This window comes from Belliella alkalica, from assembly GCF_022549785.1.
Lineage (GTDB): Bacteria > Bacteroidota > Bacteroidia > Cytophagales > Cyclobacteriaceae > Belliella > Belliella alkalica.
The window spans coordinates 110,712-135,484 of the sequence record NZ_JAKZGO010000005.1 but is presented as its reverse complement, the minus strand read 5'-3'; the positions used below and the strand labels follow the sequence as shown (position 1 = coordinate 135,484).

Sequence of the window (24,773 nt, the reverse complement as noted above, 5' to 3'; positions counted from 1 at the left end):
AATGACACCAAAAGGTAAATAAAACAATTGGATCAAGCGGATAATCATCGACAGATCACCGTCGACAGTAGCTGAATTCAAATTAGGTGCCTGATTAAATGTAGGGATAGATTTGGAAGCAGATATAAATAATTGAAAAATATAGTTCACCAAAATAAATTTTAAAATGTCAGATAACATGAAAGATTACAAATTTGATCTTCCAAAAAATCACAAATCTATCATCAAGGTGATAGGTGTCGGAGGAGGTGGTTCTAATGCGGTGAACCACATGTATAACCAAGGTATCAAGGATGTAGAGTTTGTGGTAGTCAATACCGATGCTCAGGCTTTGAAAAGCAGTCCTGTGCCTTTGAGACTTCAGTTGGGTGCAAACTTGACCGAAGGGCTTGGAGCAGGTGCCAATCCTGAAAAGGGTAGAAATGCAGCTTTAGAAAGCAAAGAAGAAATTAGGGAATTACTCTCTGACAATACCAAAATGGTATTTATCACAGCTGGTATGGGTGGTGGTACAGGTACAGGTGCAGCACCAGTGATTGCCAAGATAGCCAAGGATTTGGATATCCTGACTGTTGGGATCGTTACAGCCCCTTTTATTTTCGAAGGAAAGAAAAAAATGAATTCAGCCCAAGCGGGTATCGAAGCTTTGAGAGATAATTGTGATACTGTCTTGGTTATCCTCAATGATAAATTGAGAGAAATTTATGGCAATCTTGCTATCAGATCGGCATTTGCTAAAGCTGATAATATTCTTTCGACTGCTGCTAAATCAATCGCAGAGATCATCACTGTTCATCAAGATGTGAACGTGGATTTTGAAGATGTCAAAACAGTAATGAAAGATGCAGGTGCTGCTGTGATGGGTTCTGCTACCGAAGAAGGTGAAGGAAGAGCTATCAAAGCTGCTGAAAAAGCAATTGCTTCGCCGTTGTTGAACAATGTTGATATCAAAGGAGCTCAGAAAATCTTGTTGTCAATCATGTCAGGGGAAGATGAAGAACTTTCTATGGATGAATTGAGTGAAATCACTGAGTATATCCAAGAAAGAGCTGGAGAAGAAGCAGAAGTTATTTTTGGACAAGGTATTGACACTGATTTGGGTAAAGCAATCAGGGTTACAGTGATTGCTACAGGATTTGAAATGGACAGGTTGACTGCTTTGGCTACACCAAGTGGAAACAATAGCCAAGCTCAAGTTGTGAGTAAGGTTATTGAAGTTACTGAAGAGGTTGAACAGCCTGTGAAAAAATTGATTCATTTGGAATCTGGAAAAACTTCAAAAATAGAAGAAGATGCTCCAGCTGAATCAGGACAGACTTTTACTTTTACTTTCAATAAGCCTTTGGTACCAACTGCCACTGAGAGCAAAACTACAGCAGAAGCATCAAGAGCTCAAGAAATCAAAAGGGTAGAAGCTCCTAAGCAAGTTGAAATACAAGAACAAGATGCGGAAGGTGAATTTCAGTTTGTAAAAGCTAATAATTCAGATTCTGAAAAGAAAGTATATACTTTGCAGGACGAAGAGCAGCCTACAGCCAAAGCACCGGTGGAAGAAAAATCTGCAGCTGACGAAAATGCTTATGGCAACGATTATTATGAGCAATTGAAGCAAAAAGCAATTCAAAGAGCACATGAGCGTTTTGAAAAGCTGAAAAGCATCAAGAGTTTCAATCAGAATCCTGAGGAATTCAAAGATAAATTGGAAACGCCTGCATTTGTAAGAAAGCAAGTGAAATTAAATGATGTGCAGCATAGTTCCGAAAGGAGCATTTCAAGGTTCAATTTGACTGATGACAATGAGTTCTTGAAAAACAATAGATTTCTGCATGACAATGTTGATTAAGTATTAAAACTTAATCAACATTTCAGCCTGGGTTTGAAGCAATTCCATGTACAGCCTGTTGGTGAGCAGGTTATCTGACATATTGTCCTCGATCTTAGCATACTTAAGTTTGAGGGCGAGTACATGCATACCCAAGTAATGAAAGATGTCGGTAAGGTGGCTCAAAGCGATGCCACCACCGCCTATTCCAGATGAAATTCCTACCATTGCACATTTTTTGTTCCTAAACGAATTGGGATATGTCATTCCATCAATGAATGATTTTAGAACTCCCGGGAAAGACCCATTGTATTCCGGAACTATAAATACAAACTTGTCACCTTCCATTACTTTACTGTGAAACTTATTATACAACACATTTTTTCCGTTGTTTTCATACAAAGCTGAAAATGAAAAATCTATCGGTAAATGCTCCAATTCCAAAACTTCTGTTTGTTCTCCAAGTTCTAAAAGTACGTTTTGGTATATGAGTGCTATCTTCTTTGAAATTGAATTTTTTCTATTCGTGCCAACTATAATTTTGATCATCTCGTCGTTTTCCTTTTTTTATGATGATACTACAATTTGTGTAGATATTTAGTTTCGCCAGATTCAATATTAATTTTCCATGTTTCTTTCCTATCAAAGTATCCGATAATCATCCTAAACTTAAATCATTTCCGTATTTTAGTCCAAAATTAAAAATTATGAGGCAAGAACCAGAAATTGATTATTTGGAGCAAATAAAACATGCTAAAGATCATATCAGTAATATTTTTAATAAGAAAATTGATGTTGGAGTTATCCTGGGAACTGGACTGGGGCAACTAATCAAACAAATCGATGTCATCCATGAGATCCCATACGAAGAAATCCCATTTTTCCCTGTTTCTACTGTAGAAAGCCACAGCGGCAAGTTGATTGTTGGAGAATTGTCTGGCAAAACTGTTGTCGCAATGCAAGGGAGATTCCATTATTATGAGGGTTATTCCATGAAGGAGGTGACTTTTCCTGTGAGAGTCCTGAAAGCTTTAGGTGTAAATAATTTATTTGTATCAAATGCAGCAGGTGGTTTACATCCTGACTATAAGATAGGAGGCTTGATGATATTGAATGACCATATAGATCTTTTTCCGGAGAATCCGTTGAGAGGCAAAAACTTAGATAGCTTTGGAGTAAGGTTCCCGGATATGAGCGAACCATATTGCCCTAAGTTGATCGAAAAAGCTCTTGAAATTGCTAAGGACAACAATGTTGAAGTCAATCAAGGTGTATATGTCGGAGTGCAGGGCCCGAATTTGGAGACAAAAGCTGAATATGTATACCTAAGAACTATCGGCGCTGATGCGGTAGGTATGAGCACCATTCCTGAAGTGATTGTGGCTAGGCAGATGGAGATGAAAGTATTCGCAATTTCTGCCATCACAGATTTATGTTCGCCAGGGAATGTCAAAAAAATCAGTATTGCTGAAGTCCTTGCCGCAGCAGCCATTGCAGAACCAAAGATGTCTCTAATCATCAAAGAGCTGGTGAGGGAAATATGAGGTTTTATATATAAGACACAAGATTCAAGAAACAAGACACAAGGTTCAAGACAAGAGATTCGAGAAGTAAAAGAGAGTGCCCTGAAGGGGCATATGATCCGAGCTTCGGGTCCTGAGCCTATGTCTTAAAAGATTTTAGTTGAATGTTTGCCCTGAAGGGGCATTTGATTGGTTAGCGGGAATATATAGAAATCAATAAAAAAAGTGTCAAGTAATTTTAGGATGTGACAAATTAACCCGGAATGGGGCAGACAATTACAGACAGTGTTAAACTTCTCTAATCTCTAGAATAGAAAGTGATAACGATTTTCAGGACTGTAAACTATCTTTGGGTTAAACTGGACACATATATAACCAATCATCAAATCACTTGATAACAAATCTCCATTCTATAGAGAATTCAGATAGCCTAATCCTCAGATAACCTAATCTCTAGTTCAGCTGATAACTCGTTCAACCTAATTAACTATTCTTTATACTTTTGTAAAGAACTGAAATCATGTTTATGGCCAAGAAAAAATTCAAGGAAGTAATTCAGAAAAGTGAAGAAGCGATTTTGGTGGATTTCTATGCGGATTGGTGCGGGCCTTGTCAGACGATGAATCCCGTGCTCGATGAAGTGATTGCTGAATTGGATGGAAAAATCAAGCTGTTCAAACTCAATATTGACAAAAATCCACAAGCAGCGCAACAGTTTGGGGTGCGCTCTATTCCACATTATATTCTTTTCAAAAGAGGCAAAATCCTCTGGAGAAAAGGAGGCTACATGACCAAAAGAGATTTGTTACAGGCGATGAAAGGCTTTGTGGGATGAGAGGAAGTTGTGACTTGTAAATACCGACAATATTGAAGGATCTCTGTCAATATGTTTTTTAAAATTGAAATAAATTAAGATGTCAGGGCTAAAGCCCCTTCTGGAAAAAAAAAATCTTCGTCCTACGAAGATATCAGAGCTACGCTCCTCTTCCATTAGGTTATGTGATAATTCTATGATGATGATAGGGCTAACGCCCTCTGCGATTCACTCCTAGTTTTTTTTGTAATCATTTAACCATTTGTTTATGGTTTCTCGAAACTCATTCACACAAAAAAACCTCCCCTAAATTTTTCTAGAGGAGGTTTTACAATATTTATTAATTCAGTCTATTACCGATCAATTGACTAATCACCAATAACTGATAACCAATCAACTCAACTTTCCGTTGACTGTCGTCTGTTGACCAAAAATCACTTCTTCCAACTCGCTTTCCCACCTTTGGCTGAATCCACAGTGATGCTGTAGTTTCCACCTCCGCTGACAATCCATCTTACTTTCACTGCTCCCATTCCAGGGATATTAGCTACTGAAATTTTCTCAGGATTAACTTTTTGTTCGGTCACATTGTTGAAGTCTTCATTTTCAACTGTAAATCCGGCTACTACTTTAGCTCCTGAAATCGATACATAATCAGGTCTTTCGATTTTGTATTTCAAATCCTGACTTGAATGCGTAGGGATCAACCTTTCATTGTAAATAGTAGCAGTTACTTCTTTCAATCCACCACCCAAATCAACTTCCTTTACATCCATTACACTCAATTTTGGTGTATGGTAAGCATGAAGAATGGAGAATGCTGCATTTCTATGCGCATCCTGCTCTAGCAAGAAACCTGGATGTAACCTTCCGAAATTTTTCTTAAATCCACCGATTTCAACTGTTCCGAATTGTGGATGTTCATATTCTTTCCACTTCACAAATGCATCACCGAATGTCAAATACTTATCTACATCCATTTGCTCGTCTTGATTACCTCTACCCGCATTTTTGTGGAAATAAAGGTATGAAGTCATCAATTCATTGGAGTAAGTGAAGATCCCTCTACCACCGTAGAACCAATCCAACTGACCACCAAATACAGAATAAAGATCTTTGTAAACTACCAAGTATCTGTATCCTGGCATAAACTCTTCACCTTTTTTAGCAATAGCATCATAGATTCTTACATCATTCGCATTGTAAGTGCCCAAATCTTCTTCAGCTCCAGGACCTCTCAAGATCATTCCACCATAGTTGTGGTAAGATTGTGCTGCAGCGATATTTGGTCTCTTCATCACAAAATCAACTACTGCACGGTTTTCAGGAACTGAGAATGGATATCTCAATGCGCCACTCTGTACGTAATCAGGCTGCCAGTTCCATCCCCAATCTCTGTTAGGATCATAATAGCCAATCCCATCACTATTTACTCTTCCATCACCATCTCTGTCGAGACCTTCTTGGCCGAGCATTTCATATTCTCCTTTTTCGTCAATGCCAACACGGATCAATTTTCTTGGATCCATTGGGTCTTTGATAAAGTTTCCAGTTGGAGATTTTCTGATCATGGTAGTGATACTTCCATCCCCATCCAAATCATCCATTGGATCTTCTCCATATTCACCATCACCATTGTTGTCAAATACCATCATCCCTGATCTTGGAGAACTTCCGGTATTTGGACCAGTCATAAAGTAATCATGTGCATCAGGATTGATAGTAGGAGCAAAGTAGAATGTTTTGTCTTTCAACAACTCTGTGATAAAATCTAACTCGCCATACATTTCCATCAAGTACCAAGCAGTGTAAAGTGTAAATTCTGTACCCTGAATCTCATTTGAGTGGATGTTTCCATCTATCCACATCGCCGGCTTGTCCTCTGCTTTGCCAGCTTTGAAATCAGTTACGGTAAGTACCCATATATCATTATCTTGGTATGACTTCCCAATACTTTCCAATTTCACTAGGTTGGGATGTTTGGCGACCATGTCACGCATGATTTCCAACAAAGCTTTATTGGTGTGGTATCTGTTCCAAGATACTTGAACTTTAGGATTGTGCGGGGTTCCGTTGGCACGAAAATATCGTTCTGCTGCCACCTGTGCATCAGAAGTTTGTGTAGCTCCAAAGCACATCGCAGCGCTGAGTGCCGTTGTATATATCCAGTTTTTGAATTTCATAATTTGAATTTTTCGATGTGATTAGAGTTTTACATTCAAAGTAGCGAAGCCTGTGTGTGCAGCACCAGCTTTGATGTCTACATTTCCACTTCCTTTTACAATCCAGCTTACACTAGCTTTCTCGAAAGCACCGATACTTCTGATCAATTGTTTTTTATCTCCGGCAACCAAATCTTTGGCATCCTTAGATATATCAACCCTTACTTTTCTCAACCATCTTGATCTTTCTCCTAGTTGTGAGTGTGTAGGTAATGGTGAATTGTTGAATAAATCTGCCGTTATCCTTGTAAGACCATTACCTAGTTTTTCTGTTTTCACATTGTGAAATTCAAGTTTAGGCTGTAATTCCGCGAGTTTTAGGATAAAAGCAGTATGTTCTTCAGCGATTTCATTCACTTTGCTGAATGGAGGATTGTACATGGCAAACGGTTTGATACCTCCAACTTCTACTTTTTGTCCAGGGAAATCTGGGTGCTCTACACTTGTCCATGGGACAAATACATCGTTGATACCTTCCTGTTCTGCCCAAGCCAAGAAGTTGGCCTCTGCATTGGTGTTGCTTTTGCCATCGGCATCTTTTACCTCTGGAGCCCACCATCCTGGAGTACTAAAGCTTAATCTAGCAAAATGGAAATATGCCCACTGGAAAAAGTCACCATCTGTACCTTGGTTTGTTTGATTAAATGCTTTTTGGGAAACAGTTTCATTATATATCCCTGATACCATGCTGTTGATCGCTACGTCTTTTTCCAACATAGAAGTCAAAATCCTCTTTCTGGCATCTGCAGCATTGTATTTCAATGGAGAAGAAAGGTTGTTTGATGGACTGAAAGATACAAATGCAAATATATTCCACTGATCAAACAAATAATCCAACATCAGTCTGGTCTCTACTTGTGAAGCAGCAAAATCACCAGCAAGTGGTTCAAAGATTGGGAATTTGTATGTCAAACTCTTGTTGAAAGCGATGCCTTCTGATAAGTCTTCTCCAAATGAACCGTCTTTGTCTTTATCTCTACTTTCAGGGAATAGCATATAGCTGCCATTTTTTCCTTTGGCTCGATCTGCTTTTACCAAGATGCGTTCATCCTTTTCGTGTGTAGTGTAATCACCCATTGGTGATTCTACGCGCATCATGGTGATTAGACCATCTTTGTTTAGGTCTTCATAGCCATCTTCACTTACTATGCCATCACGGTCATGATCGATTTTTGCAGCATTCCCTCTTCTTTCGTATTTGAGAGAAGCATGGTACTGCTCGTAGGCATCAGGAGACATGTTAGGAAAAATATAAAAAGTCGTCTTCTCTAATTTCGCAGCGTGTTCTTTTACCAGTTTTTCGGCAAATTGTACTGCTAATTCCACACTCAACACATGGAATCCTTCAATGCCGCCTACTACTGCTATAGCAGGCTTATTGTCTAAGTCTCCAGTTCCTACTTTAAGAACCCAGATGTCCTTGCCTCCCTCTGTTTTTGTCAAGGAAGTAAGTTTAGCAGGGCTTCCACTGCCTGAAATTGCTTGTAGCCTTTGATTGACCTGACCAAGGGTAGGGTAATCTCCCTGTGCCAGCGTGGTTGAAGTTAGGGATAAAAGCATCCCTGCTCCTGCAACCATCGACAGATAAATATTCTTCATAAAGTCTTTAAGGTTTAGATCTTTTGCCAAGAAAATGTACTTGACGCATCTATGTTACAAAAAATACTCGGATTAAAGAATCTGCATTAGTTGTACTGACCTACTGATTTTTGAAAGGCGGAAAGTTTGTATGAAAGGATAGGGGAAAGTAGCCTTCCTACTGTCAATAAAAAAGTAAAAAGTGAATTGTATAAAGTGCCATTTACAAAGCACGATGTACAAAGAAACATCTCTAATTCTGGGGCTACCTAATCCCGACAAACCGGAATAAGCTTTTTCAGCCTTGAACTCCATCCTGAAACGTAGTTTTAGGAGGAGTCTTTACCTTTAAACTTTTCAACTTAATAACTTTTCAACCAATATTCCATCCCGATAGCTATACGAACCAATCTTTTAATTTTCTCCATCCGCCACGGCCAAGGTATACACCATGCTATAACTATCCATACCGCCAAGGTAACTCGACCTTCCAGCTTTCCAGCTAATTTCCTAATCTTTTAATCCACCAATCCCCAGTACCACCATCATCCTGTCAAATTCAAAATTAAATTCTGATCTAAGGTGGTGAAAAGTTGATATTCCTAAAATGCTTTTAGCATACTTCTAAAGTTTGTTTATCTTTGTCCACTTTAATTAAATCAATCTAAATCATGCTTAGATCTCATACATGTGGAGAGTTACGTCTCACAGATATCAATACAGAAGTTACGCTTGCCGGCTGGGTTCAGCGCGTTAGAAATAAAGGTGGTCTCATTTGGGTAGATCTTAGGGATAGATATGGTGTAACCCAACTGATTTTTGAAGAAGGATCGACAGACAAGGCACTTTTGGATAAAGCAGCTTCCTTAGGAAGAGAATTTGTGATTCAAGCAAGTGGTAAAGTAATTGAGAGAACTTCCAAAAATGATAAAATCCCAACAGGAGCAATCGAAGTAAAGGCAGAAACACTGGAAGTTTTGAACGCTGCGAAAGTTCCGCCATTTATCATCGAAGATGAAACAGACGGTGGGGATGAGCTACGGATGAAATACAGATATCTGGATCTAAGGAGAAATGTAGTTCGTGAAAAATTACAATTGAGGCATCGCATGATGCAGGAAACCAGAAAATACATGGACGCACAAGATTTCATCGAGGTGGAGACTCCAGTATTGATCAAGTCCACTCCAGAAGGAGCAAGGGACTTTGTGGTGCCATCTAGAGTGAATCCAGGGGAATTTTATGCTTTGCCACAATCTCCACAGACCTTCAAGCAATTATTAATGGTAAGTGGTTTTGATAGGTATTTTCAGATTGTGAAATGCTTCAGAGATGAAGACTTGAGAGCAGACAGACAGCCTGAGTTTACGCAGATAGACTGTGAAATGTCATTCGTAACTCAAGAAGATATCCTAAACACCTTTGAAGGTTTGGTCAGACACTTATTTACCAATGCTAAGGAGGTTCAGTTGGGAGAAGTAGAAAGGATGACTTTTGCTGACGCAATGAAGTATTATGGTAATGACAAACCTGATTTGAGGTTTGACATGAAGTTTGCTGAATTGAATGATGTTGCACAAGGGAAAGGCTTCGCGATTTTTGACCAAGCAGAATTGGTAGTAGGCATCTGTGCTACTGGTGCAGGTGAATATACCAGAAAACAGATTGATGCCTTGACAGAATGGGTCAAAAGACCTCAGATTGGAGCCAAGGGATTGGTTTATGTCAAATGCAATGATGACGGGACATACAAATCTTCAGTTGATAAGTTTTACAGCCAAGATGATTTGAAGGCTTGGGCAGAAAAAGTAAATGCCAAAGTTGGTGATTTGATATTGGTATTGTCGGGCGATGCAAAGTCTACCAGAAAGCAAATGTCAGAGCTTCGCTTGAAAATGGGAGAAGATTTGGGATTGAGAGATAGGAATGTTTTCAAACCACTTTGGGTTGTTGATTTCCCACTTTTGGAATGGGATGAAGAGACCCAAAGATTCCATGCCATGCACCATCCATTTACCTCTCCAAAGACAGAAGATATTCCATTGTTGGAAACAGATCCAGGGGCAGTTCGAGCAAATGCATATGACTTGGTCATCAACGGAGTGGAAATCGGTGGAGGCTCCATCAGAATTCACGACCGACCTACCCAACAGTTGATGTTCAAGCACCTTGGCTTTACCGATGAAGAAGCACAGAAGCAATTTGGCTTCTTGATGGAAGCTTTCGAATATGGAGCACCACCACATGGAGGGATTGCATTCGGGTTTGACAGGTTCTGCGCTATTTTTGGCGGATCGGATTCTATCAGGGATTACATTGCGTTCCCAAAGAACAATTCAGGAAGAGACGTAATGATCGATTCCCCAAGCACCATTGCCGACGAGCAGTTGAAAGAATTGTCTATTCAGGTGGAGTTGAAAAAGGGTTGAAAATTTATTTGAAATAACAAAAGAGGAGTGGCTGTAAAGCCACACCTCTTTTGTTTTACTGGATCGAGACTCCCAAAAGTGAGAATTTTGTCCCTTTTTTCCTTTCTTGGAACAACAACATTTTACTTTCGTCTATTGCAACTATCTCGTAAACATTTTTATTATTCTGCTTCAAATATATTCTTCCGTTTTTCTCTTCAATTGGATCATTTGAATTTATGTCAATTTCTGTACTTTGGAAAGTCGAAGAAGATTTCCAGCCATTTCTTGAATATTTTTTCCCCATTCCTATAGTAAGCCTTTTCCCAGCTAATATCGTTCGAGCTTGATTTGGGTCAATTACGCTCTCTTTATAGAGCCTTGCTGTGTACATAGAAGATTTTGAAAAAACCGAATTTTCTATAGATTGGTCGGTTATATGAATATGGCTTGCTCCACGAATCGAAGCTTCGGTTTTGAGCTTTTCTAGAGCTCTATTGTTGATTGAATTTATGGCCGAAAAAGAGATAAAACCTTTCGCTTTTGAAAAAATAAGTTCCCCTTTCTGCATTCCAGAGGACTCTGTCAATTCATCAATAATTATTATGTCTTCTGTTCTAGTAAATCCTTCCGTATTCCATATGGAAGATTGAGCAAAAGATGCAGTCAATAAAAGAATGAAGAATGCTGTAAAGAAAATTGATTTTTTCATTTATCTGAAAATTAAGATTGAATTAAAATATTTTAGAATTAGTTACGTCTGAGTTTCTTCAAAAGTTTTTGAATATTAATTGTTTTTTTTGAATAAAAATAAGTGAAAAGAAATATGTTTGAACTCCACAAAGGAGGTTTTGCTACAAGAGGTTATTTGATAAGCTTTTATGTTTTTAAATCAGTAGAGCTTCTCAATCAACATAGTGAGCCCTTATTCCCATTACAATTAATAATTGAGCAAGCAGATAGGTGCCCATCACTAAGACCCCAGATTCGGGAAAGGATTTGAAAAACATATTTAAAGCCAAAATCCCATCAGAAATCATAAAGAATAATGCTCCTACAAACACTTGCCAAAAACTGGCAGGGTTTGTTTTCTTGAAGCGCTCTCGTGCTGTAGTCACCATGGTCAATATCACTAACATATAGATGATCACGGGGATTTTCATCTCACCCAAATTGGGATTTACTAAATAGTAAACAATGACAGCAGGAAGATATATGGGTAGATTATAAAGAAATAGTTTGATAAAATTTACTTGGCCAATTTCAAAAGGTTTTGTTTGGCTCAGCTTGAAGCTAATGACATAGCAAATGTGTACCATCAAAAAAGCACCAAGTCCATAGAGGAAAAGTTTGGGGAATATCAAAAGCGCATCGCCCATCCAAGAAAAAAGCAATGCAGCAATCATTGCCTTTCTAAGAATTGTCCCTGATAGATTTTTGCTGATTTGGAAAAAATAAATGGTAAGTGGGATAACGATCAGAGGTTTTGAATAGATTCTCATTTCCGTATTGCCTTGCGCAGTCATTGCAAGATCAATAATGCCTACTATTAGATAAAGGTATAACCAATAAATGTTTTTATTCTTCATGATTTGGGTGGGAATCGGATTCTAAACTCAATATTGCTATTCATTTTTGAAATTCAAAACTTTCCTAAAACGGTTAACATTCCGATAAAGAAAACTTAACATAAAAAGCATCATACAAACTTAATTTCAAAATAAATGGGATTGTACTGGGTTTAAACCGTTTGAAATACAAAAAATCAGTAAAAAAGAAAATTTCCTTCTTTTTTCAATGTTAAGAAATTGTTAAGTAATATTGTGAAATATTGTTAAAACTTAACAATTACAAAAAAAAATACTTGTCTAAGTCCTATACATTTGTACTCGGAAAAACTAAGTAAATCCTTAATTTGAAATTTTAAATTTTCCACAAAAACTAAAAAATTATGAGGCAATCATTACTAAAGAATTTATTTGCGGCGATAGTGCTTGTGATGATCACAAGTACCGTATTTTCGCAAGGGGTGACTACTGCAAGTATGCAGGGGATTGTGACAGATGACATGGGTGAGTCCTTGCCTGGTGCGAACATTGTTGCTGTTCATACGCCATCAGGTACAAGGTATGGAGCTGTATCTAACAATGAAGGTAGGTTTGTATTGCCAAACATTAGAGTTGGTGGTCCTTATACTGTTACAGTTAGTTTTATTGGTTTCGAAAGTCAAGTTTTTGAAGGCATTAATTTGTCTCTAGGGCAGTCTTTTACTATTAATGCTAATTTGTCAGATGGTTTGGAACTTAGCGCAGTAGAAGTTTTGGGTAGACAAGGTGATGTTATCAATGCTGACAGAACTGGTGCTGCTACTTCTCTAAGCAGAGATAGAATTGATGCGATGCCTACTGTAAACAGGAGCATTAATGACTTGACAAAGTTAACTCCTCAAAGTAACGGGACTAGTTTTGCAGGTGCTGATCAGCGTTACAACAATTATACAATAGATGGTAACCTATACAACAACAACTTTGGTCTTGGATCAAGTCAGTTTGCTGGAGGTAACCCTATTTCTTTTGATGCGATTGAAGAGGTTCAAGTAAATATTGCTCCATACGATGTTCGTCAGAGTGGATTTACTGGAGCAAATGTAAATGCAATCACTAAATCTGGTAGTAATATTTGGAAAGGTACTGCTTATTCTTTGTTTACAAATGACAGGACTCAGGGTATCACGCTTAATGGTGGTAGAGAGGTTCCTTTTTCTGAGTCTAAGAAAACTATCAATGGTTTGGCGATTGGTGGTCCAATTATCAAGGATAAATTGTTCTTCTTCGCAAGTGCTGAGTTTGAGAATAATGCGCTTCCAGGAGATAATAGACTAGCTGCAAGACCAGCTCAGGGTTTACTTCCAGATAACCAAACAGTTTCAAGAGTTCCTGCTGACAGAGCTGATTTTGTTAGAGAGCAAATGAGAACATTGTACGGTTATGAAACTGGTGCCTATGAAAATGTACCGTTTGCAGATGAAGCCTCAAGGCTCAATATACGTTTTGATTATAATATCAATGACAAAAATAAATTGGTTTTGAGATACAACAGATTCCAGCAATTAAGAGATGTTGGAATTAATGGAAACAGTATCAGAAGCTTACCGGCAAATCAAAGATTTACGAATACCAATAGATTTGGTGTGGAAGCACTAACATTTGCTAATGCAAATTACACGTCAGAAGACAGAGTTTCTTCAATTGTTGCTGAGTTGAATTCAACTATTGGTAACAATATGGCAAACTCTCTGAACATCGGATATACATCTTCTTTGACACAGAGAGGGATTCCTGGAGGGCAAACTTTCCCAATGATCGAAATATTGGAATTCCAAGGTACAACGCCACTTTATTATATGTCACTTGGAAATGAATTGTTTACCACAGGAAACTTGCTAGACAACAAAACTTTCAACATTACAAACAACTTTAGTTATTTTGTAGGAAGACATACGCTTACTGCAGGTGTTAACTTTGAGTACATGACATTTGATAATGCTTTTAATCCAACTTGGGATTCTTGGTATAGATACAATTCCTATGATTCTTTTGTGGAAAGTGTTATCAACAGAAATCCAGCTGTGATTCCTGATGGTTTTGCAGTGGGATTCTCTTATGATGCAAACAATCCAAATGTTCTTCCAACAGATCGAGTAGAATTCGGTCAAGTAGGTCTTTATGTTCAGGATGAATTTCAAGTAACAAACGATTTGAAATTGACAGCTGGTGTTAGAGTAGATTTACCTTTCTACCCAATGGATGCGCCTAGAAATGAAAGATTAGAAGACTTAGGTCTTTCTTTGGAAAACCCAAGAAGAGCAGGTCAAATGATATCTCCAGATGTAAGTGTATTCCCTAAAGTTAATCCTGTGTTTTCTCCAAGATTAGGATTCAACTGGAATGCTTTAGGTGATAATTCATTACAAGTAAGAGGTGGAACGGGTCTTTTTACAGGTAGACCAATATTCGTTCACTTGTCAAATCAAATCAATGCTAATGGTGTGACTAGAGGTGGTATAGGTAGATTGCAAAATCAGTGGGATCCAGGTCAGTGGCAAGGTTTCCAAGCAGATCCTAACTTCTACAGACCTGATCCATCAGAACAAGAGCCACAGATTACTGCTTCTATCAACATTACTGATCCAAGCTTCAAAATGCCACAAACTTGGAGATCTAACATCGCAGCTGATTATACTTTTGGCAATGGCTTTATTTTCACTGCTGAAGGTTTGTTCTCACGAGATTATAATAGCCCTTTTTCTGCTAACTTGTTGAGCAATCGTACAGAAAATGTGATTAATGTAGCTGGTAATGAATATCCTACATATACACAAGGACTTACCTATGGAGACAATAGAAGAATAAATGAAATATTTTATTTGACAAATATCAATGATGGTAGATATGCTTCTTTGACTTTAACTTTACAGAAAGATTGGGGTAAAGGAATCTACACAAGCTTAGCATATACAAGAAGTCAGAAAACAGACTTCGGTCTTGAAGGTGGATCACAAGCTGCTTCTTTGTGGCCGACAGGTATTCAAACTGACAGAAACAATCCAGAAAGAGGTTTCTCTAGATTTGATCAGCCAAATAGAGTTGTTGGTTTGATTTCATTCAATACAAAAGGTCTGAACGAACTAAATAATACACAATTCTCATTGCTATATACGGGTGGAGAGCAAGGTAGATTTAGCTACACTTACTCTGGTAACTTTGGTGATGGTGGTGGTGTACGTTTAATGTATGTACCAGAAAGCTTTGAAGATTCTCAGTTAGTTGATAGAGTTTCTGGTGGTGTTATCACTCAGACAGCTGCTGAACAATGGGCTATTTTAAATCAATATATTGAGCAAGATCCTTATTTGAGAAGTAAAAGAGGTCAAGTTACTGAAAGAAATGGAGCAGTACTTCCTTGGTTGCATAGATTTGATTTCAGTGTAAAACAAGATATCCATTTGGCTAAAGATGTTAATAAGCATAAGCTTCAATTCTCCTTGGATATTATGAACTTTGGAAACATGATTTCTGATTCATGGGGTGTTTCTAATCAAGTAATTCAAAGAAATGTTATGAACTATGCAGGTCCTGATGCTAACGGTAACGCTAGATTTACTATCAATGCTGTTCAAGGTCAAGCTAACGTATATCCAAGCACTACAACTCAGTCTTTAATTGCTTTGTCTCAAACTTGGAATGCTCAGCTAGGTGTTAGGTATATCTTCAAATAATTTCTAATTCAAAATAAAATATTATGAAATCCATAAATAGAATTTCTTTACTCCTTTTGATTGGAATCTTGACCTTCACTGGTTGTGTAGATGAGAATTTCGAGCTGGAGCCTACTGGGCTTACAGAAAGGCCAATTTTAAGTAACATAATCGCAGATCAAGCTGATTTGAGCATTTTCTTAGAATTAGTAGAAGCAAATGACCTTCTTGGTAATTTGGTTGGAAATAGAACACAAGATCAGAGAGCTGTTTTTGTTCCTACAAATCAGGCTTTTGTGAATTTCTTGGCTGCAAATGGTTTTTCTTCAGCGGCAGATGTTCCTAATTTGGCCAATGTACTAAGATTCCATATTGCTAATCCAAATGTTTCAGCAAATGATATAAGACAAGGTTCATTTACTGCGATTCAGACAATCTTGTCAGGTAGAAATATCTCTGTTACAAGAGCAAATCAGCAAGTTTTGTTGAACGGACAAAATGTAACTATCATCAGATCCAATACAGATGGTAATGGAACAATTCACGTAATCGATCAGATTTTGGTTCCACAACCATAATAATCGTAGATTATGATTATAAATAAAAAAGGTGTCTCGCAAGAGACGCCTTTTTTTTGTTATTTATCAGACATAATTATGAAATTGTTTCTCCATCAATTGATTGTTTTTTATCCTTACAATTTTCTATCTTCATCCCCTAATCTATGGAGCCAATTTTTCAAAATCATAAATTAAACAGAACCATCTGGGCTGATGGGCACGAGTGTCTCTATTTTAGTGGCACTTCCTATTTGGGAATGTCTGCGTCAGAAGAGTTCAGCTATTTAGTTAATGTTGGTTTACAGCAATTGGGTAACAGTCATGGACTTAGTAGGGGCAATAATGTACGCCTTGGCGTCTATGATGATTTCGAAAATTTCTTTGCAAAAGAAGCAGGTGCTGATAAAGCCTTGGTCTACAGTAGTGGTTTTTTGGCTGGACATGCGACCACGTCTTTTTTGGAGGAACAAGTTGACAGTATCTTTATCGCGCCGGACACACACCCTGCAGTGCTCCCAAAGTCATATTTGAAGCATATTTATCCAAATGCCAAAATGTGGATCACTGCTTGTCAAGATTTTGCAAATAATCATACTGGAAAAAAAATACTTATTCTCGCTAATGCAGTAGATGCTCTCAAGCCCAAGATCCATGACTTTTCTTGGATTGAATCCCTTCCTAATACAAATGAGTACTTCCTGTTGATCGATGACAGTCATGCTTTTGGGATAGTTGGTCGAGGGATTTTTGGGACATATTCGAAATGGAAAAAACTGCCTGTTCAATTACTTATCTCTGGTTCTTTGGGAAAAGCATTGGGGATTCCCGCTGGAATTGTACTGGGTGATAGCAATACCTTACAAGCATTGTCTGGGCAGGCTATATTTCGTGGTGCCTCACCACCCCCACCTGCCTACCTTTGGGCGTTTTTGAATGCTCAGGATATTTATCAAAAGCATCAACAGAAGTTGCTTTATAATATCAGTTTTTTCAAGTCAATCTCAAGCGCCCTGGGGTTGGAAAGCTGTGAAAAGGATTTTCCAGTATTTCGCATATATGATGAACTCGCAGTGCGCAGATTACTAGATCAAAAAATCGTTATCTCTTCTTTTTCTTATCCATCAGTTCATGATCCTGCCATACATAGAATTGTGCTTTCTTCTTGGCACGATACTAGTGATATGGTTTACTTAAAAGATGCTTTGGGATCTCGTAGCTAACGCTATTTTGCCCTTTCTATCCATCTATATTTAGGATTAAAAGGTATTTTTACCTATTTTTCACTCTCCCAAAAATCTACCCCTATGTTTAAGAAGATAGCATTGGCCATTTCATTCTCACCCACTATGGAGGCACTGATTTGTGAATCAAAACGATTGAAAGATCTTTTTGATTCTGAACTGATACTCATACATGTAGGAGAAAAGACTGCTACTTTGGAGCAAAACCTCAGCTTTATGTTGGATAAACATCAGATCCAAAAGGACAAAACGAAAATTGTTTGGGAATCTGGAAATCCAGCAAAGAAGATCATCCAAACCTGTGACAAAGAAGGCGTGGATCTTTTGGTCGCTGGAGCACTCAAGACAGAAGGTTTTTTTAACTATTATTTGGGGTCTATTGCACGGAAAATCATCCGAAAATCAAAATGCTCAGTACTGACCCTTATTGAGCCAATGTTGAAGCCTACGCCATTTGAGAAAGTGGTGATCAATGGTACACAGCAAGAGCAAACGCCCTATGTTATTCAAAGAGGAATACAATGGTGCAAGCTTGATAATGCCAAAAAAGTGTATGTAGTCAATGAAATCAAAATGTATGGATTTCAAATGGCTACTGCAGGAGAAGGTGGTGAAGGAGAGATCGCTAGCACAAGAAGGAAATTAGTGGGGGAAGAAGTGCAATATGTGGAAAATATTCTAAAACAAATCGATAAAGGTGATTTACGAGTAAACGTCAAAATCACCTGTGGGAAGTGGGCTGTAGAATTGGCTAGATTCTCCACAGATTTCAATGCAGATTTGCTCGTTGTGGGAGATGAGGGGAATCTTGGGTTTTTTGATCGATTATTTCCACATGATTTGGAAGACATACTTAGTGATCTTCCTTGCAATTTGTTAATTATAAAAAAATAAGGACTACATGGAAAGTTTATCACATCAGGATGTAGTCAACCTATTTCTGCAGCTTGCAGCTATGCTATTGTTGGCAAGGGTGTTTGCAGAAATAGCACAAAAGTTTAAGCAGCCTGCCGTAGTAGGGGAGTTGCTCGCAGGGATTATTTTGGGACCTACCATTTTGGGTACATTCTTCCCGGGTGCCTTTGATTATTTATTTATGAGTAATCCAAGTGCAAATTTGGCCTTGGATGGATTTGTCCAAATAGCAGTTGTGCTTCTGTTGTTTATCGCTGGTCTGGAAGTAGAGCTTCATTTGGTTTGGTCACAGGGGAAATCCGCATTGAGTATCAGTTTACTGGGCTTAGTAGTTCCTTTCATATTGGGATTTATTTTTCCGTATTATTTTTCTACCTTCTTTGGGCTTGCAGATGGAGATAGGCTACTGTTCTCACTCTTTATGGGGACAGCTATGTCTATTACTGCCTTGCCTGTCGTCGTCAGGATCTTGATGGATATGAATCTCTTCAAGACAAAGATGGGGATGCTTATCGTGGCTTCTGCCATGGTCAATGATATTATTGGCTGGTTGATATTTTCGGTAATCCTTTCTTTTATGGGCAAAGGAAGTTCACTATCACTTGTTCAGACCATTGGAGTGACGCTATTGTTTACCTTTTTTATGCTCACTTTGGGGAAAATTATCATCAATAAAATCCTTCCTTGGGTAAATAAGAAACTTGCTTGGCCCGGTGGTGTGCTTTCGTTGTCGATGGCATTCTGTTTCTTGGCAGCGGCATTTACAGAATGGTTGGGAATCCACTCGATTTTCGGTGCTTTTCTTTTGGGAGTAGCTTTAGGAGATTCCGAGCACATGTCAGAAAGAGCCAAAGAAATTGTCCATCAGTTTATAAACAACATCTTCGCGCCACTTTTCTTTGTCTCCATTGGTTTGAAAATCAACTTCTTTACTAATTTCGAGCTTTTGCTCACCTTAGCGATTTTGGCAATTTCTTTTGCTGGAAAAATCATAGGGAGTGGCTATGGAGCATTCAAAGGTGGGTTCAATGTCAAAGAGTCCCTAGCAGTAGGTTTTGGGATGAATGCCAGAGGTGCAATGGAAATTATCTTGGGGCTTATAGCTTTGGAAAATGGCCTGATCGATGAAAAACTCTTTGTGGCTCTCGTTGTCATGGCGATCATCACAAGTATGACAAGCGGGCCTTTGATGAAATGGGCGCTTAAAGGGAGCAGAAAAGAGTAGGGGAGAGATGGTTGGATTTTTGAGAGATTTGAAGATTGGAAAATTGTAAGATTTGAAGATTGGAAGGTTGCAAAGTTGGAAGGTTGGAAAGTTAGGTAGCTCTAGTGATAATGGTGGTTTTTGCACTAGGTACAACTAAGTAAAATTGTAAGATTTGAAGATTATAAGATTGTAAAATTGTAAAATTGTAAGGTTGCAAAGTTGGAAGGTTGGAAAGTTAGGTAGGCCTAGTGATATTGGTGGTCTTTGTTCATCAGATTGGAATGCTTAGTTAATCGCTGAAAAGAAAGTAGTCTCGTGTCTCAATGTCACGTCCTGATTTTACATGACGTTTTTTTATAATTACCTTCTAGTTTTATAGCCAAGTCATTTCGACTAGAGGGAGAAATCTCGTACTGAATTTCATACCCCAAGTTCAATTTTACTTTCAAAAAAAAGGCACGACCACTCACCCGAATGCTTTCGGGATCGAGGTGACCCACACCGTGTCACATCTCCTATCGCTCATCTCAAATCTCTTACTTCACATCAAAAATATAATATTTCCTATTTGATTTTGTTAATAAACTTTAAAAAATATAATTAGAAATCTTTTTTGGTTTGGAATTTGTACTTTTGGGTATGTATCAAACAAAACCTAAAAATTATGAATGATTCAAAATTAATGACCAAGACTTCGATGCTTTCGCTGATATTCACCTTATTTATTGGGTTTGGAGCCATTGCACAGCAGATGATGCAGCCACAAGCCCAAGTAAACGAGGATTTTTCAGACCAAGAGTTTGAGGAATTTGTAAAAATCAATCTGGTATTGATCCCGCTTCAAGAGAAATCTCAGGGAGATATGATAAAAGCCATAGAAGACAACGATCTTAAAGTAGAACGATTCCAAGAATTGGCACAAGCACAGCAAGCTGGTACACTGACTGAAGTAGCTTCAGGAGCTGACGAAATGGCAAACTTTAACAGTGCCGGTCAAAAAGTAATGGAAATGCAACAAGGACTTCAAACTGAAATCCAAAAGACTATCACGGACAGCGATCTTTCTGAAGAAAAGTTTYAGGAAATGTATATGGCTTATACMCAAAGTCCAAAAGTGAAAGCCAAGGTTGATGAAATGATCGAAAAAGAAATGAATTAAGAATAGCTTTTTAAGTAGTTAAAAAAAAAGATCGGGTAGTTGTAACCCGATCTTTTTTTGTGTTTTTGAATGTATTTTATCCCTTGATTTTTTTCGTAATTACTTCAACTTTCCATCAGTATCAATAAAGTCATTTTTGATGGATAAGTTTTTATTTTTTAAGGATTTTGATGTATTCTATTTTTTGMCCCCAATTGACTTCAAGGATATATACTCCATTAGGTGATTTTTTGAGAAGGTCGGCAATTTTCAGAGAGATTTCTTTAAGATCTTTGCCTTCTATAGGTTTGTGGTTGGCAAGAGAAGTTACAAGTCKGATGCTTAGTTCCTCGTTGTTGWATTCTCTATTGTTTATCAATTCAAGATTGAAAGATTCCCCTGAGGTAGGATTAGGAAATGCCCTCCAAACTCCTTTGGTGATAATCGTAGGAGGGATTCTTACTCCAACCACATCACTGTATGAAAAAGATCCAGAGAAATCCACCTGCTTCAGCCTGTAGTATGCAATAACACCAAGAAGAGGAAGTTTTTCATCTATAAAGCTATACTTTTCCACATCATCAGAGTAGCCAACACCTTCCACTTCCCCTATTTTCTCAAAAGACTTTACGTTATCAAGTGCTCTTTCAATTTCGAAATGTGAGTTTTCCCATTCTTTACCCGTCGCCCAAGAGATTGTTGAGGTTCGGTTTTGTGGAATGAAAGTAGCGTTAATTTCTAGGAATTCTACTGGGAGGAGTCTGAAAGATTGTCTAATTATTACAATACCATTGGCACCATTTCCGCTTGATCCGGAAGAAGTGGCCCCTCCTCCGGATCCTGGACTTCTTCCATTTCTGTTATTGCCAGAACCATTAGCATCTCCTCCAACTCCTGAGCCGCCAGATCCGTTACCTCCAGATCCAGTAGCACCACCTCCACCTGCATAGATCACTGAAGATCCTGAAGTTTCATTTGGTAGGCCCGTTCCGCCATTACCACCTGGTGTTCCGTCTGAGTTCGCTGGCGACCCGCCTGCTCCAGTAAATCCGCCACCACCACCTCCTGCAGAATTCCCGCCTGAGTTGTTTCCATCACCTCCATTATTTCCTCCACTTGGTGTTCCTGTTCCTCCACTTCCACTAGAGTGGGCCCCCCCCCCACCAGATCCTCCAGCAGCACCATTTCTTTGTGTTCCGTTAGATCCACCACCACCACCACCGATGGCTGTAAAAGTCAAAAAACTGGAATTGAAGCCACTCTGACCTCTTGCATTTGTATTTGTAGAGCCAGCTCCTCCAGTTCCAACAATAACAGGAACGCTTGTTCCAAAAGGCAGAGTTTCAGAAACAACATATATAAGACCTCCAGCGCCTCCTCCACCAGCGCTAGAACCTCTTCCTCCTCCTCCGCCGCCAGCTACGACAAGGATCTCTGCTTCATCTACAGGTTCAACGCCATCGCTAGGGCCAGGGATAGTCCAATCTGTATTACAGATAAAAGTGAAAGTTCTTGTAAATGATCCATCTGAAAGTAGAACTTCATTTACTGTCAAGCAAGCGGAAGAACTACATGTATTTCCATTTTCTGGTGTTTGAAAGCAGCCATTATTAGGGGTTTTTCCACTTGCTATAGAACTGTTTCTTCCTAATACTATGAAGTTCGTACCTGAGGCAAGATTTAGTGCGCTACTTCCACTATTTGTTATATTTAAATTTCCTCCAACTACTGAACTTGCATTCCCAGTTAAATTAAATGGGAAACCATCTATTTGTATATTGCCAGTAGCATTTAAAGTCCCATTACCAGAAATATTTACTGAGCTTCCTCCCGAATTGGCGGAATTTAAATCATTAGTTTTAAAATCACCTTGTATGTTTAATGCTCCACCACCTTCTAGTCTAGTTCGATCCTCTACAATAAAAATTGTATTTACACCTATGTTCACAGATTGTCCTGAACCAGAATTTATAAAAGTTAGCCGATTTACTTTTACGGTTGATTTAGGTGATATATTATTTGTATTGACAAGATTAAAAGTTGCTCCTGCTTGAATTCCTAATGTTCCTTGAACTTCAAGTAGCCCTCCATCATTTATCTGGAACAGGAAAGTGGGAGCTCCAACATTATTTACAATTAAATTTCCTCCAAACTGTACTTCTCCGCCTTCGTTAATTGTAATTGACCTTACATTTCCGCCACCAATGTTCGCATTTCCAGGCCTTCCTATTGGATGATTAATAACTATTCTAATATCACAAGCCGCATATACAGGTCCTAAAGGTGGAATGTCAGCAGGGTTTTCAGTCCCACAACTTTCAGGATTTGTCTTAACCCATGCAGCTGGATCATTCCAGTTGGTACTCAAGCCACTTGTTGTATAGGTCTGCCCCAAAACCTCTCCCGAAAAAAAATGCAATATCAATATCCCAGCAATAAATGTTAGGTAAAATTTTATATTCATACAGTAAGTTAATGTGTAGGTATGGAGAAGATTTAGGCTTGAGGGTGATTCGAATCAGCAGTTCTTTTTTTCAAACCACCGATTTTTCTTTTAATCTTTCACACTTTAATTGGTAAATACTACTTGTTAATCGAATTTGTTTTGGCAATAGATATTAGGGGTGATTGGTGTGGGTAAGCTGTTGTAAATTTATATTAAACTTTATTTTAAAACAAAATAAAAACATATTCAAATCTGTTTAAATGTATTTTGTTTTGAGTATTGACCGCTGAAAATTTACAAACAAAATTTTATCCAATGTTAATTTTGGATTTACTTTCTAGTTGTATGGTATTGTAATCATTGTTTTGCGTAATTTTGGGTAGGTTGATTAGCCTCACGGATTTTCAAATTTTTTGGACTACAACAGGATATACGTAAAAACTTTTTTTGTTGGATTCAGGCCATGAATTGAAGAGAAAAAAATGAAATCTCACATTCATGTTGGGTTTTCACTACCTCGATAGATTGAAATTTGCTTTTTATTTCTATAAATACAATTGTTATACACAATTTTGTACAGTTTGTTTTTTTAAGTAAAACTTCGAAAATTTCCTTTCCGTTGTAATTTTTATTCGATCTAAATTACATTTAAGAAAAATGAAAAAATAAGGATCAACTTTCAATTGGATTAAAACCTTTTGTAAAAATAGCCGAATGTACTGATCATAGACATTGTTTGTAATTTGATCACAAGCGAGCATAAATTTTTGTAAAAGACTATATTATTTGCTTGTGTCAAAGTTTCCCTAATGGATTTAATAGTCAGAGGAGTGCTTTAAACTTAAATCATTATTGATTGTCTTCGTGGAATTTTGCTCTATGAAGACATTTTAAAATATAGCTTCTATGTTCAAAGGAAAAAGGTTTGTTTTTGCAATGTTTATGGTTCTGAGTCTAGCCCCTACATTATCAAGGGCTCAAGTCTCAGATCTTGGGAATTGGTTAATCTATTTTGGGAATCAAGATTTTGGAAGTGGCAAATGGGTATGGCACAATGAAATCCAATATAGAAACTATAATTTCCTGGAGAATACAGAGCAACTTCTTTTAAGGACAGGGGTTGGTAAATATATTTCAGATAGAAACAATCTTGTGTCAGCAGGATATGCTTTTGTCAGGACTAGACCTTTGGGGGAATTTGATGGGTTTGTAGATGTGAATTATGCTGGTATATTTCAAGAACATAGAACTTGGCAACAGTTTCTGAACCGGCATCATGTAGGTAGGGTGTTCTTTACACATAGATATAGGTTTGAACAGCGGTTTTTTGACAACAATGATTTCAGGCTTAGGGCTAGGTATTTTCTTGGAATCAATATTCCATTGAATAATGTCTCGATGACAGCTAATACCTATTATCTCTCAGTGTACAATGAAATATTTATGAATACCCAAGTAGAAAATAATCCAGCGTTGTTTGATAGAAACAGATTGTATGGCGCAATTGGTTATCAATTTAACCCTAGTATTAGAATGGAGGTAGGAATGATGCGACAAAACGTAAACAATAATTTGTTTTCAAGGAATCAGTTACAATTTGTAGTTTTTAACAATCTTCCAATAAAAAGAAAAAACCAATAAA

General features: G+C 37.9%; 17 protein-coding genes. 11 read left to right on the top strand and 6 right to left on the bottom strand.

Annotated elements, in window-relative coordinates:
• Nucleotides 1-178 precede the first annotated feature (178 nt).
• A complete protein-coding gene (gene ftsZ, locus MM213_RS07805) occupies nt 179-1,843 on the top strand; it encodes a cell division protein FtsZ (RefSeq protein ID WP_241411106.1) in 1,665 nt (554 codons plus the stop codon).
• A gap of 3 nt (nt 1,844-1,846) precedes the next feature.
• Here ftsZ and MM213_RS07800 read toward each other — a convergent pair whose 3' ends face one another.
• Complete coding sequence (locus MM213_RS07800) at nt 1,847-2,371, bottom strand: NADPH-dependent FMN reductase (protein WP_241411104.1); 525 nt, start codon at nt 2,369-2,371, stop codon at nt 1,847-1,849.
• Nucleotides 2,372-2,529: 158 nt separating this feature from the next.
• Here MM213_RS07800 and MM213_RS07795 point away from each other — a divergent pair, with 158 nt between their 5' ends.
• Nucleotides 2,530-3,366 (top strand): purine-nucleoside phosphorylase, encoded by an 837-nt coding sequence (locus MM213_RS07795; RefSeq protein ID WP_241411102.1) that lies wholly within the window; start codon nt 2,530-2,532, stop codon nt 3,364-3,366.
• 505 nt (nt 3,367-3,871) lie between these two features.
• Nucleotides 3,872-4,180, top strand: coding sequence for a thioredoxin (gene trxA, locus MM213_RS07790; RefSeq protein ID WP_241411100.1), 309 nt, complete (start codon nt 3,872-3,874; stop codon nt 4,178-4,180).
• 413 nt (nt 4,181-4,593) lie between these two features.
• Here the strand turns inward: trxA and MM213_RS07785 are convergent, their stop codons facing one another.
• Nucleotides 4,594-6,342 carry a M14 family metallopeptidase gene (locus MM213_RS07785; RefSeq protein ID WP_241411098.1) on the bottom strand — a complete coding sequence of 583 codons (1,749 nt, stop codon included), beginning with the start codon at nt 6,340-6,342 and terminating at the stop codon, nt 4,594-4,596.
• A gap of 21 nt (nt 6,343-6,363) precedes the next feature.
• Nucleotides 6,364-7,980, bottom strand: coding sequence for a M14 family metallopeptidase (locus MM213_RS07780; RefSeq protein ID WP_241411097.1), 1,617 nt, complete (start codon nt 7,978-7,980; stop codon nt 6,364-6,366).
• Nucleotides 7,981-8,630: 650 nt separating this feature from the next.
• Here MM213_RS07780 and aspS point away from each other — a divergent pair.
• The gene (gene aspS, locus MM213_RS07775; protein WP_241411095.1) at nt 8,631-10,388 is read left to right on the top strand and encodes an aspartate--tRNA ligase; all 1,758 of its coding nucleotides are present in this window, start codon (nt 8,631-8,633) and stop codon (nt 10,386-10,388) included.
• Nucleotides 10,389-10,443: 55 nt separating this feature from the next.
• Here the strand turns inward: aspS and MM213_RS07770 are convergent, their stop codons facing one another.
• Entirely contained in the window at nt 10,444-11,079 is a 636-nt protein-coding gene (locus MM213_RS07770; RefSeq protein ID WP_241411093.1) for a hypothetical protein, read from the bottom strand.
• Nucleotides 11,080-11,272: 193 nt separating this feature from the next.
• The gene (locus tag MM213_RS07765) at nt 11,273-11,956 is read right to left on the bottom strand and encodes a lysoplasmalogenase (protein ID WP_241411091.1); all 684 of its coding nucleotides are present in this window, start codon (nt 11,954-11,956) and stop codon (nt 11,273-11,275) included.
• A gap of 362 nt (nt 11,957-12,318) precedes the next feature.
• On the opposite strand from MM213_RS07765, the gene MM213_RS07760 reads away from it, so the two are divergent.
• From MM213_RS07760 to MM213_RS07735, 6 genes are all read left to right on the top strand, one after another.
• A complete protein-coding gene (locus tag MM213_RS07760) occupies nt 12,319-15,645 on the top strand; it encodes a TonB-dependent receptor (RefSeq protein ID WP_241411089.1) in 3,327 nt (1,108 codons plus the stop codon).
• A gap of 23 nt (nt 15,646-15,668) precedes the next feature.
• Complete coding sequence (locus tag MM213_RS07755) at nt 15,669-16,202, top strand: fasciclin domain-containing protein (protein WP_241411087.1); 534 nt, start codon at nt 15,669-15,671, stop codon at nt 16,200-16,202.
• Nucleotides 16,203-16,348: 146 nt separating this feature from the next.
• Nucleotides 16,349-17,404 carry an aminotransferase class I/II-fold pyridoxal phosphate-dependent enzyme gene (locus MM213_RS07750; protein ID WP_241411085.1) on the top strand — a complete coding sequence of 352 codons (1,056 nt, stop codon included), beginning with the start codon at nt 16,349-16,351 and terminating at the stop codon, nt 17,402-17,404.
• A gap of 84 nt (nt 17,405-17,488) precedes the next feature.
• A complete protein-coding gene (locus tag MM213_RS07745) occupies nt 17,489-18,319 on the top strand; it encodes a universal stress protein (protein ID WP_241411083.1) in 831 nt (276 codons plus the stop codon).
• A 7-nt stretch (nt 18,320-18,326) separates the two neighbouring features.
• Complete coding sequence (locus MM213_RS07740; protein ID WP_241411081.1) at nt 18,327-19,565, top strand: cation:proton antiporter; 1,239 nt, start codon at nt 18,327-18,329, stop codon at nt 19,563-19,565.
• Nucleotides 19,566-20,211: 646 nt separating this feature from the next.
• Nucleotides 20,212-20,706: a DUF4168 domain-containing protein gene (locus MM213_RS07735; RefSeq protein ID WP_241411079.1), complete on the top strand. Its 495-nt coding sequence runs from the start codon at nt 20,212-20,214 to the stop codon at nt 20,704-20,706.
• Nucleotides 20,707-20,857: 151 nt separating this feature from the next.
• Here MM213_RS07735 and MM213_RS07730 read toward each other — a convergent pair whose 3' ends face one another.
• Nucleotides 20,858-23,149, bottom strand: a complete 2,292-nt coding sequence (locus MM213_RS07730; RefSeq protein ID WP_241411077.1) for a glycine-rich domain-containing protein — start codon at nt 23,147-23,149, stop codon at nt 20,858-20,860.
• Between the two features lie 888 nt (nt 23,150-24,037).
• Between MM213_RS07730 and MM213_RS07725 the strand changes: the two genes are divergently transcribed.
• The gene (locus tag MM213_RS07725) at nt 24,038-24,772 is read left to right on the top strand and encodes a DUF2490 domain-containing protein (RefSeq protein WP_241411075.1); all 735 of its coding nucleotides are present in this window, start codon (nt 24,038-24,040) and stop codon (nt 24,770-24,772) included.
• Nucleotide 24,773 lies beyond the last annotated feature (1 nt).